This is a genomic window from Desulfovibrio sp. SGI.169 (assembly GCF_050313595.1).
GTDB lineage: Bacteria > Desulfobacterota > Desulfovibrionia > Desulfovibrionales > Desulfovibrionaceae > Desulfovibrio.
Window position 1 is genome coordinate 1 of the sequence record NZ_JBNPLS010000009.1, and the last position, 14,750, is coordinate 14,750.

General features: G+C 56.6%; 17 protein-coding genes. 11 read left to right on the forward strand and 6 right to left on the reverse strand.

Features of this window, described 5'->3' with window-relative positions:
• Positions 1–273 precede the first annotated feature (273 nt).
• The 3 genes from ACQRA4_RS06225 to ACQRA4_RS06235 all read left to right on the forward strand — a co-directional run bounded on the left by ACQRA4_RS06225 (position 274) and on the right by ACQRA4_RS06235 (position 1,365).
• On the forward strand, positions 274–429 hold the full coding sequence (locus ACQRA4_RS06225) for a hypothetical protein (protein ID WP_427822230.1): 156 nt from the start codon (positions 274–276) through the stop codon (positions 427–429).
• Between the two features lie 279 nt (positions 430–708).
• Positions 709–1,050, forward strand: coding sequence for a helix-turn-helix transcriptional regulator (locus tag ACQRA4_RS06230; protein ID WP_427822231.1), 342 nt, complete (start codon positions 709–711; stop codon positions 1,048–1,050).
• A 3-nt stretch (positions 1,051–1,053) separates the two neighbouring features.
• Complete coding sequence (locus ACQRA4_RS06235; RefSeq protein ID WP_427822232.1) at positions 1,054–1,365, forward strand: hypothetical protein; 312 nt, start codon at positions 1,054–1,056, stop codon at positions 1,363–1,365.
• Positions 1,366–1,370: 5 nt separating this feature from the next.
• Here the strand turns inward: ACQRA4_RS06235 and ACQRA4_RS06240 are convergent, their stop codons facing one another.
• On the reverse strand, positions 1,371–2,393 hold the full coding sequence (locus ACQRA4_RS06240; RefSeq protein ID WP_427822233.1) for a tyrosine-type recombinase/integrase: 1,023 nt from the start codon (positions 2,391–2,393) through the stop codon (positions 1,371–1,373).
• 21 nt (positions 2,394–2,414) lie between these two features.
• Between ACQRA4_RS06240 and ACQRA4_RS06245 the strand changes: the two genes are divergently transcribed.
• Positions 2,415–2,855, forward strand: coding sequence for a hypothetical protein (locus ACQRA4_RS06245; protein ID WP_427822234.1), 441 nt, complete (start codon positions 2,415–2,417; stop codon positions 2,853–2,855).
• A 59-nt stretch (positions 2,856–2,914) separates the two neighbouring features.
• Here ACQRA4_RS06245 and ACQRA4_RS06250 read toward each other — a convergent pair whose 3' ends face one another.
• Positions 2,915–3,925 carry a J domain-containing protein gene (locus ACQRA4_RS06250; RefSeq protein ID WP_427822235.1) on the reverse strand — a complete coding sequence of 337 codons (1,011 nt, stop codon included), beginning with the start codon at positions 3,923–3,925 and terminating at the stop codon, positions 2,915–2,917.
• Here ACQRA4_RS06250 and ACQRA4_RS06255 point away from each other — a divergent pair.
• Both ACQRA4_RS06255 and ACQRA4_RS06260 read left to right on the forward strand, forming a co-directional pair.
• Positions 3,821–4,066, forward strand: coding sequence for a type II toxin-antitoxin system RelE/ParE family toxin (locus ACQRA4_RS06255; RefSeq protein ID WP_427822236.1), 246 nt, complete (start codon positions 3,821–3,823; stop codon positions 4,064–4,066). The two genes, ACQRA4_RS06250 and ACQRA4_RS06255, sit on opposite strands and share 105 nt — an antisense overlap.
• Positions 4,063–4,344: an addiction module antidote protein gene (locus ACQRA4_RS06260; RefSeq protein ID WP_427822237.1), complete on the forward strand. Its 282-nt coding sequence runs from the start codon at positions 4,063–4,065 to the stop codon at positions 4,342–4,344. Before ACQRA4_RS06255 ends, ACQRA4_RS06260 begins: the two co-directional genes overlap by 4 nt.
• Positions 4,345–4,407: 63 nt before the next feature.
• On the opposite strand, the gene ACQRA4_RS06265 is transcribed toward ACQRA4_RS06260, so the two are convergent.
• Entirely contained in the window at positions 4,408–4,650 is a 243-nt protein-coding gene (locus tag ACQRA4_RS06265) for a hypothetical protein (protein ID WP_427822238.1), read from the reverse strand.
• A gap of 234 nt (positions 4,651–4,884) precedes the next feature.
• Between ACQRA4_RS06265 and ACQRA4_RS06270 the strand changes: the two genes are divergently transcribed.
• From ACQRA4_RS06270 to ACQRA4_RS06280, 3 genes are all read left to right on the forward strand, one after another.
• Positions 4,885–5,508: a hypothetical protein gene (locus ACQRA4_RS06270; protein ID WP_427822239.1), complete on the forward strand. Its 624-nt coding sequence runs from the start codon at positions 4,885–4,887 to the stop codon at positions 5,506–5,508.
• A 1,040-nt stretch (positions 5,509–6,548) separates the two neighbouring features.
• Positions 6,549–7,127, forward strand: a complete 579-nt coding sequence (locus tag ACQRA4_RS06275) for a CHASE3 domain-containing protein (RefSeq protein WP_427822240.1) — start codon at positions 6,549–6,551, stop codon at positions 7,125–7,127.
• Positions 7,128–7,238: 111 nt separating this feature from the next.
• Positions 7,239–7,838 (forward strand): diguanylate cyclase domain-containing protein, encoded by a 600-nt coding sequence (locus ACQRA4_RS06280; RefSeq protein WP_427822241.1) that lies wholly within the window; start codon positions 7,239–7,241, stop codon positions 7,836–7,838.
• A 279-nt stretch (positions 7,839–8,117) separates the two neighbouring features.
• Here the strand turns inward: ACQRA4_RS06280 and ACQRA4_RS06285 are convergent, their stop codons facing one another.
• A complete protein-coding gene (locus tag ACQRA4_RS06285) occupies positions 8,118–9,701 on the reverse strand; it encodes a helicase HerA-like domain-containing protein (protein WP_427822242.1) in 1,584 nt (527 codons plus the stop codon).
• A 538-nt stretch (positions 9,702–10,239) separates the two neighbouring features.
• Positions 10,240–12,303, reverse strand: a complete 2,064-nt coding sequence (locus tag ACQRA4_RS06290; RefSeq protein WP_427822243.1) for an elongation factor G — start codon at positions 12,301–12,303, stop codon at positions 10,240–10,242.
• Between the two features lie 239 nt (positions 12,304–12,542).
• Between ACQRA4_RS06290 and ACQRA4_RS06295 the strand changes: the two genes are divergently transcribed.
• Positions 12,543–13,052 (forward strand): translation initiation factor IF-2, encoded by a 510-nt coding sequence (locus ACQRA4_RS06295; protein WP_427822341.1) that lies wholly within the window; start codon positions 12,543–12,545, stop codon positions 13,050–13,052.
• A gap of 55 nt (positions 13,053–13,107) precedes the next feature.
• Here ACQRA4_RS06295 and ACQRA4_RS06300 read toward each other — a convergent pair whose 3' ends face one another.
• Positions 13,108–13,530 (reverse strand): acyl-CoA thioesterase, encoded by a 423-nt coding sequence (locus ACQRA4_RS06300; RefSeq protein ID WP_427822244.1) that lies wholly within the window; start codon positions 13,528–13,530, stop codon positions 13,108–13,110.
• Between the two features lie 78 nt (positions 13,531–13,608).
• On the opposite strand from ACQRA4_RS06300, the gene ACQRA4_RS06305 reads away from it, so the two are divergent.
• The gene (locus ACQRA4_RS06305; protein ID WP_427822342.1) at positions 13,609–14,700 is read left to right on the forward strand and encodes an MltA domain-containing protein; all 1,092 of its coding nucleotides are present in this window, start codon (positions 13,609–13,611) and stop codon (positions 14,698–14,700) included.
• Positions 14,701–14,750 lie beyond the last annotated feature (50 nt).

Sequence of the window (14,750 nt, forward strand, 5' to 3'; positions counted from 1 at the left end):
AAAATTGGAGTTTTTAACTTCAAATAACAAACTGCCGAACCTCAAAAAACAAACGAGGAAAGGCGGATCAAGTAACCAAGAGCTATCTCTCTTAAAGACCTGACACAGCCGTGGCTCATATCGGTAATACTGACGCACTGCCTCCTGCATTTGTACGGAAGTTTATCCACGTGGGCAGGTTACTCCATCGGCTCCGGCCAGACACAGCCGCCCCTTCTTCTGATGCGGATACCGGTAGGTATCTTGGTGGGCATCCTCTGCCTAGGCGGCTGTATGATTGAGGGCATTCTCGCAGCAAAAGCCTGTGGCGAGGGCAGCGGCATATGGCGCAAGCACGCACTTGCGGCGATGGTTCTGCTCGTGCCGGGCACATGGAGCATTAGCATGGTTGTGTTCCGAGCAATGACGATTTTTTGTTATTTTAGATAGTTATGAACAGCACCTCGTGACTCTTTTCAGCGTCCATTCGAGCAAGGTATGCTACCTTCAGGAGAATAGAACCTTCCCTCATTGAACACGGAGAACCATCGGGAGGATTATTTTCAACTTACATAATCCTACCACTGCCGCTCGAAAATCCCACATGCTACAGCTTATGTCCGAAAACCGATTTCTCGGAGGTTGTAGCTATGCAAGGACTCTCAAGACGACAGAGGCAAATTGTCATGCTGATGGTGATGGGGAAGTGCCCCAAAAGAGATTGCCCGCATGTTATCCATTCAATGCACAACTGTTTACAGGCATCAAGCGACCATCAGGAAATTATATGGCGTGAATGGAAGCATTAAACTTATGCGGGAAATTCTATCTGAAACGACAAAAGCGCTATCTCAACTTGTCCTTACTCCTCGTGGAAAGGAAGTTTTTGAACTCATTCTGGATGGAAAAACAAGTAACGAAATTTCCAGATTCCTCGGCATAAGTTATAGTGGAGTTCTTCGCCACAGAGAAAAAATCCTGGAACAAAATGATTGTCACAGCATGAACGAACTTGTCGCAAAATATTACGGGCTGTTAGCTGATTCACTCCCTGATTGTATCGGAGCCTGATATATGCTTACAGAAAAACACACAGTCATCGTCACCACTCCTGAAGAATTGCTTCCCCTGCTTATGGAAGCTATACGGGCAGTGGAAGAAGAGAGAAAGACTGATGATGTCGGTTCACAAGGAAAAAGACTGCTTTCTCCAAAAGATGTCGAATACGAGTTCGGTATCCACAGGAAAATGCTGGCCGAATGGCGTGCAGAGGGGATTGGCCCAGCGTACACCACATTCGGCAGACGCATCCTCTATGAACGGGCAGTCGTCGAAAACTACATCATTTCCAAACGGATCAAAACTTCCGGGTACTCTGGCATATGACGATTTCAGGCCAGCATCTCTCCTATAATCGAAAGCTTCTCGCTTTCCTGCCCTGGGAAAAGGTGGGCGTATCTCATGGTCATGGTGATATTCTTGTGACGCATGAGCTTTTGCAGCTCCATGAGCGAGACCTTGCCGGATTGCGCCAACCAGGAGGCGAAGGTGTGCCTCATGGTGTGCAGGGTAACAGCGTACAGGCTGTCGCCATCTTCCGACGCCAGTCCGAGCTTCCTGACTGCGGTCTGGAAGCAGGCGGGCGTCTTGTCAAACGCCGTCCGTTTGCGGGGCTGCTGGAAAATAGGTTCCACAGGCTTGCGCCTGTATGCCTGAAGCATCTGGATCATATCTTCCGGCACACGGACGAAAACACGTTTTCCCCCTTTCTGAATGACATAGAGGCCGCAGGCGTTGGCATCCACATCCTGCCCGCGCAGCTTGAAAATCTCCGTGGGCCGGAGGCCCGTTCGCAACGAGAGCAGGGCCATGTCGTGCAACTGAGGATGACGCTTTTCGAGATCATCCAGAAGGGCTTTGGCTTCCTCTCTGGTCAGGAAGCGCAATCTTTCATTGTTGGCTTTGACCATCTTCCATGTGCCGCTCTTGGTGGACAGCGGATTGACGCCGCTCCATGCGCCGGTGGCGATGGCACGGTTTATGGCGGAGCGCATGAACGAAAAAATATTGTTCACGGTCTGCCCGGCAAGCGTTTTCCTGGGCTTTGTCTTGGAGACGGACTTGACGGCGCTGCTCTTTTTGGGCTTTGTATTCCCGGTGGGTGTGGCGAGCAATTCAGCCTTGAGATTGGAGAGCAGCCCGGCACTCAGATCGGAAACCGGCAAATCGTGAATTTTGGCCTTGAGGTGGGCGCTGTACTGGCTGTAGTGCTGGTCAACATACTTCCCTTCGCTTCTGCCCCATTCAAGGTAGGCGTCCACGAGTTGGCCGACCGCCACTCTGTCGCGGGCTGCCGGGTCTATGCCTGTGACGGCGATCTCGGCAATGAATTTTGCCCGCTCGCTTTTGACCATTGGAGGTCGAACGCCTTCGCTGTGCCTGCCGACCGTCTTCCAATGGCCTTTGCCTTGGGCATCGGTGTAGCAGAAACAATAGATTCGATCCGGCTCTCCCGTCTTGGGGTTGCGTTTTTTGGAAGACAGGCGGTAGTACACGCCCTCGAACTTGGTTTTTATGTATTTTCTATCGGTTACGTCGCTCATGGAGACATGATAACGACGAAAAACTTAAAAGGAAAGATGGTTATCCATCCATTATCCAAAATGGATTTTCGGGATAAAAATGATGAAGATAACTACTTGTTTTTATTGATAATATTAGCAATATTCATGGCAGTATGTGAGAGAGATTCGCTCTCAAGCGAGCAAGGCTATGGAGAGTTACCCAAGCGCGATCATATATCTTGCGTCGTCGGGCGTTCAACAGAATTTTTTCAATATCCTGTTTTAAGGATTGCGAACCGTGAAAGCGGATAAGCGCGGCATGGATATCATCCTCTGACGCGCCTGGATTTCAGCCAAGGGGGGCATAAAGATCACGCATTGGTCAGCCTCTCGTATGCAGCCTTAATGCGGGAAAATGATTCCCCTGCCTCGCGCATGGCCTCCTCCCCAAGAATCTGATACTTATCAGGATGGTGAATTTTTACGAGGCGCACATATGCCTTACGGATTTCTTCTTTTGTGGCCCCTTCATCCAGACCAAGCAAGCCAAGATCGTGGAGTCTTATATTCTTGGGCGCTGTGGCGTCAGATGATGGGCTGTTGTCTGTGCCTTCGCGCTTTTGCCACCATGAAACATCATCTAGTTGGGGTAACTCTGGCAACGGACAACCACCAGAAACCTCTTTAAAAGCGCTTTCTAGCTCATTAGGTTGAAAGCGGAGAAGTCGAGTAAGGAACAGGAGAAATTCATGTTCAGATATGGTCAGATACCCATCGTCTATAGCTATGGCACACATGAGATTAATGATTGAAATCCTTTGCTGATAATCGGCGGATGCAATTACCTCACAGGCAAGCTGAAGACTGGCAAGATCATGTTCCGCAACGGATACTACCAACGTCTTTTGCTCTGTTTCCGTAAGGTCAGGGCAAAGTTTGTGCATCGTTTTCAGCAATTCAACTGGATCCCTACCACCGAATTTTGCCATCCACATTCCAAGCGAGGCTAAGGCACACTGGCGAGCATGCGGGGCGCAATCTATCATAAATGGGGCGAGCAGGGCATCAAGGAGCTTTGGCATCCTATTTTCCTCTTTTACCTTCTCCCTACCAGCAAACCGATAGGGGTGCAACGGGCGCGGATTTTTCTTGAGAAAGTCGAGAGAGTAGGGGCAAGAAAAAGCTCTTGATTTTTGTAGCTGATTAGCTACATTCATTTCATGAACACCATCTACCAGTCCGAAATTTTTACCCGATGGTTGAACTACCTGACTGACATGCGCGCCAAGTTCGCCATCCTTGCCAGAATACGGCGGGCCGAATTGGGAAATTTCGGAGATTGCAAGCCAGTGAGAGAAGGTGTTTCCGAAATGCGTATTCATGTGGGCAAGGGATACCGCGTTTACTTCATGCAAGATGGTGAGCGTGTATATCTGCTTCTCGCCGGGGGAGACAAGGCCAGACAGAGGAAAGACATCGCAACTGCCCTTGCTCTGGCGCGTGATAGGAGGGAATTACCGTGAAGTTCGCGAAGTTTGATATAACGGATTACCTTGATAATGAAGAGGCTCTTGCGGCCTACCTTTCCGCTGTTATGGAGGAGAACGACCCTGATTTGCTGCTTGTCGCGCTGGGAGACATTGCACGAGCCAGAGGCATGGCAAAGCTGGCGGAAGATTCCGGCTTGAATAGGGAGAGCCTTTACAAGGCGTTGCGTCCCGGGGCCAAACCGCGTTTTGATACGGTGTTCCGTATCATGACCGCGCTGAATATCAAGATGCAAGCAACGACAACATCATGAAGAATATGATTGAGGGCAAGAAAAAGCCGCCCGGAGGCGGCTGGAAAAATATGGGGGAGGGGACTACTTGAGGAAGGCGAACAGCGCGACGATGAACGCGATTTGGCCGGCGGCGATCCCCAGCATCCAGCGCAAAAGATCGTGCTTCAGTTCCGCCAGGCGGATATCAAGATGTTCCTTGGTGACCAGCTTGGAGTCAACTAGGTCGCGCAAAGCGTCTGTCTGCACCTTGGCTTGCGCTTCAGGCACTCCGGCGGCCTTCAATTTTTCAAAGTATCCAAGGGTATCAAATGTCGTGGTGGTCATGTTGGCCTCCTACAGCCCAGAGATAACCATTTCCAGGGCGGGTGTCCACAGAAAGCCGGGAGATTGAGGGCGGGTGAGCTTTGAGCGGGTCAAAACGCGGACAAATTTGCAGGTCTGGCCAGGTTTGGCCAAACCTGCGACTTAAAGGCTGACAAAAATTCCCACATGGGCAAAATGATTTTGAAAGCGGATATCCCGCTTTCGGAACCATTTCATCTCATCTGGAGGAATATCATGGCTGAATATGCAAGCAAGGGTGTGGCCGGTTCCGGTCTTGGTCTGGGCATTGCGGGCACCGCTCTTGGTCTGCTCAACGGCGGTTTCTTTAACGGTTTCGGCGGCTGCTTGGGCGGCAACGGCGCCGCGGCCATGGCCGGGCAGGGCACCTATCAGGTTGCCATCTCCGCCAAGGATGCGGAAATCGGTCAGCTCAAGGCCGAACGCTATGCCGACGGCGTGGGCGTCAACACGTTCAAGGAAGCCCTGACCGCCATGGACAAGCGCTTTGACGAAAACCGCGCTCGCATCGCCGCCCTGGAACGGCTCGTGGCCGAAGGCGCCGTACGCGAAGAGGCCATGCGCGGCGAAATCCGTCTGCTGCGCTGCCAGATGCAGGGCGCCTATGTTCCCGGCAAGCTGGTGATGCCCGCCGACGCCATCTGCCCCGAACAGATGCCGCGCTACAATTCGTGGGCGGTCCCTACCACTCCGCCGAAAAAACCGAGGAAAAGGCGCTCAAGACCGTTGACCACATCCTTGAGGAGAGCAACGGCCACCTGGACAGCGAGGAGCTGGACGACCTCAAGGACGCCTGGAAGATCATCTGCATGGCTTCTGGCTGCCATCACCATGAGATGAAGGCCGGAACCGCAGCCGGCAAATAGTCTTGACATCCTGCAAAATGGCCCCCGGTTCCCTATTGTGGCTCCGGGGGCTGTGTATTTTGGGGAGGGGAGGATTGCCCGAGCGGGCTGAGGATGTGCCCTTGGCACGTAGGGGAAAAGAGAAGTTGCACCACGGTGCTTGGTGCATGATTTATATAACTATATGAAATTATTAAATGGCATCTGGGACTTAGAATCCAGCACCTACGGTATGGGGGTTCAAGTCCCCCCTCTCGCACCATTAAGCTTCCTCTTGTCGCGGCCAAAACCTCGCTTCAGGCCCAGACCTCATAAAAAATACGTTATGGGTTTTGTTGGCGGGTAAAGAGAGAATCTTCCGCGCGCCGCCCGAAGCGGGCGAAGGGCGGGGCTGTCGCCGCAACAATCCAGAAAAGCAGGAATTTTCGCGCTGACAAGCAAATGGGCGATTTTTGGAGGGAGCGCACTCATGCGCATGACCGACAAAAATCGCACAGTGACGCGGCCAGCGCGCAAGCGGACGTTTTTGACGGATAATTGTGGCGGAACAACCCCCCTGGTCAGCGGCACATAAGAGAGTCTGACATGGAGCCTTTCAGGAAGGCATTTTCGCATGGCGCTCCTTGCATGGCGAATTCCGGCCTGATCTGGGAGCGTGAGAGACCGCCCCGCCGCCGAATGTCCACCCTCTTTTTGGCCCGACCGGGCGCGCACGGCCAGGCCATGCTCCCGGCTTCACAAAATCTGCCATGGACCGGGTGAGCCCGCTTGACGCCGTCGCGGCATACAGCTAGTATTTATATGTATTTCTATAAGATGAGTTCCTTGGTTGTGGTTAAGCGCATGAATTTTCCGGGCAGTATTTAGCGTCTTCCACAGGCTTGTTCCGTTGGCGTCATGCCTCTTTGAGAGAATATGGCCTTTTGCCGTTCAAGGGAAAATCGGGGCTGGGCTTGGCTTTGTCAGGTCAGAAGATCACGGCGTGTCGGGTTTTTTCTCTGTAAGGTCCTTGGGAGCTTTTCAAGAGAGGATGTCATGAGCATAGCCAAAGTCATAAAGATTTCCAATATCACCATATTGTTATCTATTTTTATGCTATCAGCCATTATCTATCAGTCTGTATCCAGCATTTATGAATATGTTGAGAAGGAAAACTTGAATTACAAATCAATAATGCTGGCTGGCGAATTGAGACATTCGTCAAGGGAACTGACGGAGAATTTCAGACTTTACATCATGACTGGAAATGATGAATATAATAAAGCATATTGGAACATAGCCAAAGAGCGTTCCGGAATAATACCCCGGTCACATGATAAAGCGGTGTCGCCTGGCGAAAAAACTGAACTTTCCACCGTTATAGAAAAAATTATACCTCACGAATATTTTTATATGGTAAAAAGAGCGCTGATGCTGTCAGATGATCTTATTCATTTTGAAAATGACGCCATGAATATAATAAAAAAACACGATCGTACGGAACAAGATGTTTTGAAGGCTAAGGAGTTGGCGTATAGTCCGTATTATATATTAAAAACACATGAAATAATGTCGATTATTGCTCAATTTTATACTGAAATCAATAATAAATCAAAAAATCCGTGGGGGATTTAAAAAACGTTATTTGATCATATTCTATTACTTTGTGCTATCTATATAATTTTTATAATCATGATAATATCATTTTTAATATATGTAAGAAAGAATGTGTGTAGTCAAATAGAAATGATAACACGTTTTGTCAGTGGTATTACTGACGGAAATCATTTGGAAAGAATTAAGATAATTTCAGATGATGAAATGGGAAAGCTGTCTCATTCCTTAAATGTAATGCTTGATAGGCTTCAGGATGAAACAATCAAGTCCAGTACGGATCATCTGACGCATCTCTATAACCGAAGAGTATTTGAAAAAAATCTCGAACAACTCAATGAGCGGCAACTTTTTTCCCTTCTCGTGCTGGACCTCGATTTGTTCAAGCATGTGAACGACCGTTTCGGTCATCTCTGCGGTGATGATGTTCTGCGGCATTTGGCGGAAATAATGCAAAAAAGCTGTCGAAAGGGGGATATTGTCGCGCGCCTTGGCGGAGAGGAGTTTGCCATTCTTCTGCCCGCGCCGGCTTCCGAGGCCGCCATTCTTGCCGAGCGCATCCGCGACGCCATGGAAAAGGCGGCCATACTTCCTGACGGCTCCTCAGTGACATGCAGCATCGGCGTTACGCAATATATTCCCGGAGAAAAGGGGAAGGAATTTTTGGGTCGCGCGGATCAGGCGCTCTACAGGGCCAAGGAGAACGGGCGCAACAGAGTGCATGTGGTGTGACGCTGCCGGAGCCTGATCGCCAGGTTCAGACCTCATTAAAAAAGATGTTCCGGGGTTTTGTCGCAAACGAAGCCATGAAACCCGACGGCGCGCGGAAGTGGCGGGCAATTTGCCTGACAGTCGCGGTTCTGATGCCGGTTGCGGCTCGTCTGGGACGCCTCCCGGGGGAAAAAAGTGGGCGGGAGCGGCATATCGGCATGAAAACGTTTAACCCGACCGAGGGAAGCCCTAACCGCTTGAGCCACTCAAGGCGCGAAAGATTCTGCCCGCTGCCGCTGATTACTTCCCGCCGAACAGACCGCCCAGAATGCCCCGGATAAGGGACTGGCCGATTTTGCGGCCCACGGCGCCGGTCACGGTGCGCCGGGTGGAGCGGGCCACTTCGCCGAGCAGCGCGCCGAAGACGTCATTCTTTTCCTCTTCCTTGCGGCGGCGGGTTTCTTCCCGTTCGCGCTCGCGTTCAAGGCGCGCCATTTCCTTTTCGCGTTTATGCTCTTCCCTGCGGCGCTTTTCCTGCTCTTTTTCGCGGCGCAGGGCGTCTTCTTCTCGCTGTCGCGCGGTAAAGCGGTCAGTCAGCATTTCATAGGCGGATTCCCTGTCAATGGGCGTATCGTACCGCCCCGCCATGCGGGAAGAGGCCATGGCGGCGGCGCGTTGCGCATCGCTCGCCGGGCCGACCAGCGATTCCGGCGGCAGAACCAGCGCGCGTTCCACCATTTCCGGCGCGCCCTTGGCGTTGAGGAAGGAAACAAGCGCCTCGCCGGTTTTCAGATCGGCAATGGCCCGCGCCGTGTCAATATTCGGATTGGGGCGAAAGCTTTCCGCCGCCGCGCGCACGGCTTTTTGGTCGCGTGGGGTATAGGCGCGCAAGGCGTGCTGCACCCGGTTCCCCAGTTGGGAAAGCACCGTGTCAGGTATGTCCGCCGGGTTCTGGGTAATGAAGCAGACGCCCACGCCCTTGGAGCGGATCAGGCGCGTCACCTGCTCCATCTTGCTCAGCAGGACGTCGGACACGTCGTCAAACAGCAGATGGGCTTCGTCAAACATGAGCACAAGCCGGGGAATCTCCCGGTCGCCCACCTCGGGCAATTGTTCGTAAAGCTCGGAGAGCAGCCAGAGCAGCAGGGCGGCGTAGGCGCGCGGCTGGTTGATCAGGCGGTCGGCGGCGAGAATGTTGATAATGCCCCGCCCTTCAATGTCGTTCAGCATGAGGTCTTCAATGCGCAGGGCGGGTTCGCCGAAAAAGGCGTCCGCGCCGTCCGCCTCCAGCTGGAGCAGCGCGCGTTGAATCGCCCCCAGGCTGGCCGTGGAGATATGCCCGTAGTCTTTGAAACTGTCCCTGTCTTCCCGCGCAAGGGCAAGCATGGCCCGCAGGTCTTTAAGATCAAGAAGCAGCAGCCCCTGATCGTCAGCCGCCCGGAACACGATATTCAGGATGCCGCTCTGCGCCTCGCTGAGGTTGAGCAGGCGGGCCAGAAGCAGCGGCCCCATGTCGCTGATGGCGGCACGCAGCGGGTGCCCCTTTTGTCCGCTTACGTCCCAGAAGCAGACCGGGCAGGCCCGGTTCACATAGCCGTGGGCCGGCAGGCCGAGCTCCGCGATGCGGGCCGCGATGCCGCCTTCGGGGTTGCCCGGCAGCATGAGGCCGGAAAGGTCGCCCTTGATGTCGGTGAGAAAGACCGGCACGCCGAGCGCGCTGAAGCTCTCCGCCATGTTCTGAAGCGTCACGGTCTTGCCCGTGCCGGTGGCGCCGGTGATCAGCCCGTGACGGTTGACCATGCGGGGGTTGAGACAGAGTTCTTTCATGGTTCCGTCTTTCTGCGGGGCGGAAGCGATGAACAGGCGTTTGTCGGATGTGAGCATGGAAACCTCCAGGACGAAATGCGGAACATGCAAAAGCGGCGCTTGCCTTCAATGTAGAAACAGGGCGGGCTCTTGTCCAGCGCGTGCAATGCGCTCCCCTGCGCTGATTTTTCCACCATGGGTTGAAAAAGCCGTGGCGCGTCGCGAGGAACGCCTTTTGCGGGCAAGAAAGCTGTGCCGGACCAGGCCGTTTTGCTATGGATATGTCCAGACGGCATACACGGCCTCCCGGCGGCGGGCTTGCGCGACGCTGGGCGTCAACCGCGGTATTGTGCGGCGCCCTCCTCCACAGGACCGGGATGCGGACCTCCGCCGACGCCTGCGGGAACTGGCGGAGGAACGGCGGCGTTTCGGCGTTCAGCGGCTGCATGTCCTGTTGCGGCGTGGGGGGCTTGTGGTAATCACAAAAGGACGGAGCGGCTCTCTTCATGGCGCGCAGGGCCACAGCTCAAAGGGCTCCGCTGGCAGACCGCTTTCGGCGCGCATAAAAAAACGCCCCGCTGGGGGCGTTTTTTTATGCGGCAATGTCGGAGCGGGCTTATTCAGCGGCCTTGGCGGCCTGATGTTCGGCAATGACCTTTTCGGCCACAGGCTGCGGCGCTTCCTCGTAGTGGTCAAACTCCATAGTGAAGAAGCCCTGGCCGCCGGTCATGGAACGCAGGTCGGGCGCGTAGCGCAGCACTTCGCTCATGGGCACATGGGCCTTGATTTCGGTGACGCCCGCCTGGGAGTCGGAACCCAGCACCTTGCCCCGGCGGGAGGAAAGGTCGCCGATCACGTCACCCATGCTTTCATCGGGAATGGATACGGTCAGCAGCACGATGGGTTCCAGCAACATGGGCTTGAGGCTTTCCATGGCTTTTTTGAAAGCCAGAGAGCCGGCCACCTTGAAGGCCATTTCCGAGGAGTCCACGGTGTGGTAGCTGCCGTCGTACACCTTGACGCGGAAGTCCACCACCTGGCAGCCGGCCAGAAAGCCGCGCGCCGCCGCCTCCTGAATGCCCTTGTCAATGGCCGGAATGTACTGGCGCGGGATGACGCCGCCCACGATGGCGTCTTCAAAGACATAGCCCGAACCCCGCGGCAGGCCCTCCATCTCGATCCAGCAATCACCGAACTGGCCGCGCCCGCCAGACTGCTTTTTGTGACGTCCCTGCACCTGGCATTTGCCGCGCACGGTTTCGCGGTAAGGCACTTTGGGCGTCTTGAGCACAATATCAATCTTGAAGCGGCGTTTGGCCTTCTCCACGGAAAGTTCGATATGCAGCTGACCCATGCCGGAGAGCAGGATGTCGCCGTTTTCTTCGTCGCGGCCCAGGCGAAGGGTGATGTCTTCGTCCAGCAGGCGCTGGATGGCCGCGTAAACCTTGTCTTCCTCGCCTTTTTCTTTGGGGGCCAGGGCATAGGTGATCAGTTGCGGCGGCAGCTCCGGCATGGGCAGGGCGAAAGGCGCTTTTTCGTCGCAGAGGGTGTCGCCGGTGCGCGTATTTTTAAGCTTGGCCACGGCCACAATGGCGCCCGGCCCCGCGGGTTCTTTGCAGGGGGTCTGGTTTTTGCCCACCAGATAGAGCAGGTTGCCCAGGCGCTCATTCTCTTCGCTGCGCATGTTTTTGAGCGTGGCGTCGCCGCTGATGACGCCGGAAAGCACCCGCATGATGGAAAGCTGCCCGGCAAAGGGATCAGCCAGGGTCTTGAACACAAAGCAGGCCAGCGGGCCGTCCGGGTCGGGCGCGCGTTCGGCCCCGGCGGCGTCTTTAAAGGGCGGCCGGTCCAGCGGCGAGGGCAGCAGGGCTTCCACCGCATCCAGCACGGCTTTGCCGCCCTTGTTCTCCAGGGCGGAGCAGACCAGCACCGGGGTCAGTTCGCCGCTGAGCACGCCCTTGCGCAGACCCGATTGCAGGTCTTCCAGAGAAAGGCCGCCTTCTTCCAGATATTTTTCCATCAGGGCTTCATCGCTTTCAGCGATGTTTTCCACCGTGACGTCGCGCAGCAGGCTCATGTCGTCCAGCAGTTCGGCGGGAACTTCCGTTTCGCTGACGGAACCGTTTTCGCCAAAGGTGAAGGCCTTGCCCGCCAGCACGTCCACCATGCCGGTAAACGCCTCGTTCTGCCGGATGGGCAGTTGCAGGGCCACGGGCTTGACGCCCAGGGCCGCCAGGCCGTCAAAGGCCATGTGAAAGTCGGCCCGGTCGCGATCCAGCTTGTTGATGACGATCATGGCCGGCAGGTTCTGCGCGCGCGTCATGCTCCAGAACTTTTTGCTCAGGGGGCGCACGCCGTCCACGGCATCCAGCACAAAGAGCACGCTGTCCACGCCCTTGAGCAGGCACTCCATATCGCCGGTAAAGTTGCCGTCGCCGGGGATATCCAGCAGAAAATGGCGGTTCTTGTTCCAGAGATAGGTGGCGCAGGCGGGCTGCACCGAACCGCGGCGGCGCACTTCCTCGGGTTCGTAGTCAAGGCAGGTGGCGCCGTCTTCAATGGCTCCCATGCGGGTCACGGTCCCGGCGTTGAACAGCAGCATTTCGGCCAGCGACGTTTTGCCGCAGCCGCCGGTGCCGACGAGAGCGAAAGTGCGTTGCATTTCCAGAGGGGTTGGCATGGTTTTCTCCCTATAGTAGGCGATATGGCGGCGCGAAAAGAAGAGCGCGCAAGCCGGGTGAACGAAGCCAGGGAAGGCCCGCGCGCGGGCCGCGCGCGCCAATCAGGGGTAACGATACAGTCTTGCACGGAAAAAGGGAAGAGCCTCGCGCCCCTGTCGTGGCCCCGCCGGATACGGTCGCGGCGCTTGACAGGGGCGCCGGCAATGACGAGAGTAGCCGCAAAGGGAGGATCGTGCCGATGCTTCTGGAATGGGCCGTGGCCGGAGCGGTAATTCTGGCGGGCCTGATTTTCTGTCTGCGCATCATGCGGCGCGGCATCACCACGCTGGAGCAGGATCGGGATCAGTATCTGGAGCGCATCCGGGCCGGCGAGCTTCAACTGCGCGAGGACAGAAAGAATATTTCCCTGGAAGAACAGTGCCGGGTGCTGCGTGCGGCGGTGGAGGATCTGCTGCGTCTGGCGGGCAACCCGCCCGGCCATGAACTGTCCGGCGACGGCCCGCGCCTGCTGCTGCGCACCCCGACAGGGGAGTGGCGTCTGGAGCTGAACATGCGCGAGCGGTCGCTGCGCACCACCCGCAAGGTTCCGCACGGCCGCAGCCGCTGGCTGTTGAGCGGCGGCGGCCATGAAGAAAGCTTTGACGACCTGGCCGACCTCATGCGCAGTCTTAATGCCCGCTTGCGCGGCGACGAAACGACGCCGACCGGGCTGGAGCACCTGGCGCGCCGTCTTTCCCGCCGGCGTTGACGCCGCCCGCGACAGGCCGGCAGCGCGGGCTGTCCGGTCGCGGCGCGGCCCCGCGTCAGTCTCTGTCTTTCACGCACAAGCTCCGAAACCAGTCCGGCACGGGCACGGGGCGTCCCTGGGCGTTGACCAGGGCGTGCTGGGTCATGCCTTCGGCCAGCAGGCGCGTCTTGTCCTCGTTCCATATCTCATATACAAAACGCAGTGACGCCCGCCTCCATTCGCTGACGGCCGCGCGCGCCAGCACCAGATCATCGTAACGCGCCGGCGCGCGGTAGCGGCACTGGGCCTCGCGCACGGGCAGGATAATCCCCTTTTTCTCCACGTCCGCATAGCTCATGCCACATTGCCGGATGTAGGCGCTGCGGGCGCGCTCAAAAAGATGCAGGTATTCCGCGTAATATAAAACCCCCATGGTGTCCGTTTCGCCGTAGGACACGCGATGGGGCAGCCACACTTCTGGAGAGGGAAAGTCATGCACGGGCAAGCTCCTTGTTTCGACGCGCGCCGCAAAGGGCGCGCGACAGTATGGGGGGGCGCGTTGCGCCCGGCCTTGATTGTGGTTTTGCTGGCGAGTCTCGCGCTTTCCGCCTGCGCCGGCAAAAAGCCGCGGCCCGAGGAACCGCCGCCGGGGCCGGCGGTGGCCGCGCGGGAAAGCCCGGAATTTTTCGTCGCCAATCTGGCCCCCCGCAACCAGGATTTGAGCAGTTGGAAGGACATGGCGCCTACCGTGCGCAAGTCTTTGCGCTATGTCAACAGCAAGCCGCGGGACGCCGTGGCCGTCAAACGGCCGGGCCTGACCGTGACCTGGGGCGAACTTGCCCGCAGCCTGACCCGTCTGCGGGATTTGCTGCCGCGCCTGGATGCGGAACCCGGCCTGCTGCTGGCGAACTTTCGCTGGGTGGAAGTGACGGGCGGCATCAACTATTCCGGCTACTACGAACCGCAGGTGCGGGCCAGCCGCACGCGCAAGCCGGGCTATACCCAGGCCATCTACGGCTTGCCGCCGGATCTTGGGCGGGTGCGCGCCAAACGCGGCCGCTACTATGACCGCCGCGCCATTGAGGAAAAACAGGTGCTGGCCAATCGGGGCCTGGAACTGGCCTGGGCCGCGGACCCTGTGGATGTCTTTTTTCTGGAAATTCAGGGGTCGGGCCGTCTGATTTTTGATGACGGCACACAGGCCTATGTGAACTACGCCGGGCAGAACGGGCACAAGTACAAGAGTTCGGGCCGGATCATGCGTGAAAAGGGTCTGCTCAGGCGCGGCGACATTTTTGAGCAGCGCGAGTGGTTCAGAAACAACCCCGGACGGGTGCGCGAAATTCTCAATGACAACCCCAGTTACGTCTTTTTCAAATTCGGCGGCCGCGGCCCCACCGGAGCCATGGGGCATGAGGTGGACGACTGGCTCTCCCTAGCCACGGACCGTTCTTTCATCCCCCTGGGATCGCTGGTGGCTTACGGAGTAAACGCGCCGGACGAGCGGCGCGGCAGCCTGCCCCTGCGCGGGATCGGCTTTGCCCAGGATGTGGGCGGGGCCATCAAGCGCAACCGCATTGATATTTTCTGCGGCGGCGATGCGCGGGCCAATTATGTGGCCAGTCATCTGGACGCCAAGGGGCCGGCCTGGGTGCTGCTGGCCCGCTGAGGGCGCAACCCAGCCGCGTCAGCATGCCGCCAAACCGCGAAGCGGCTCAG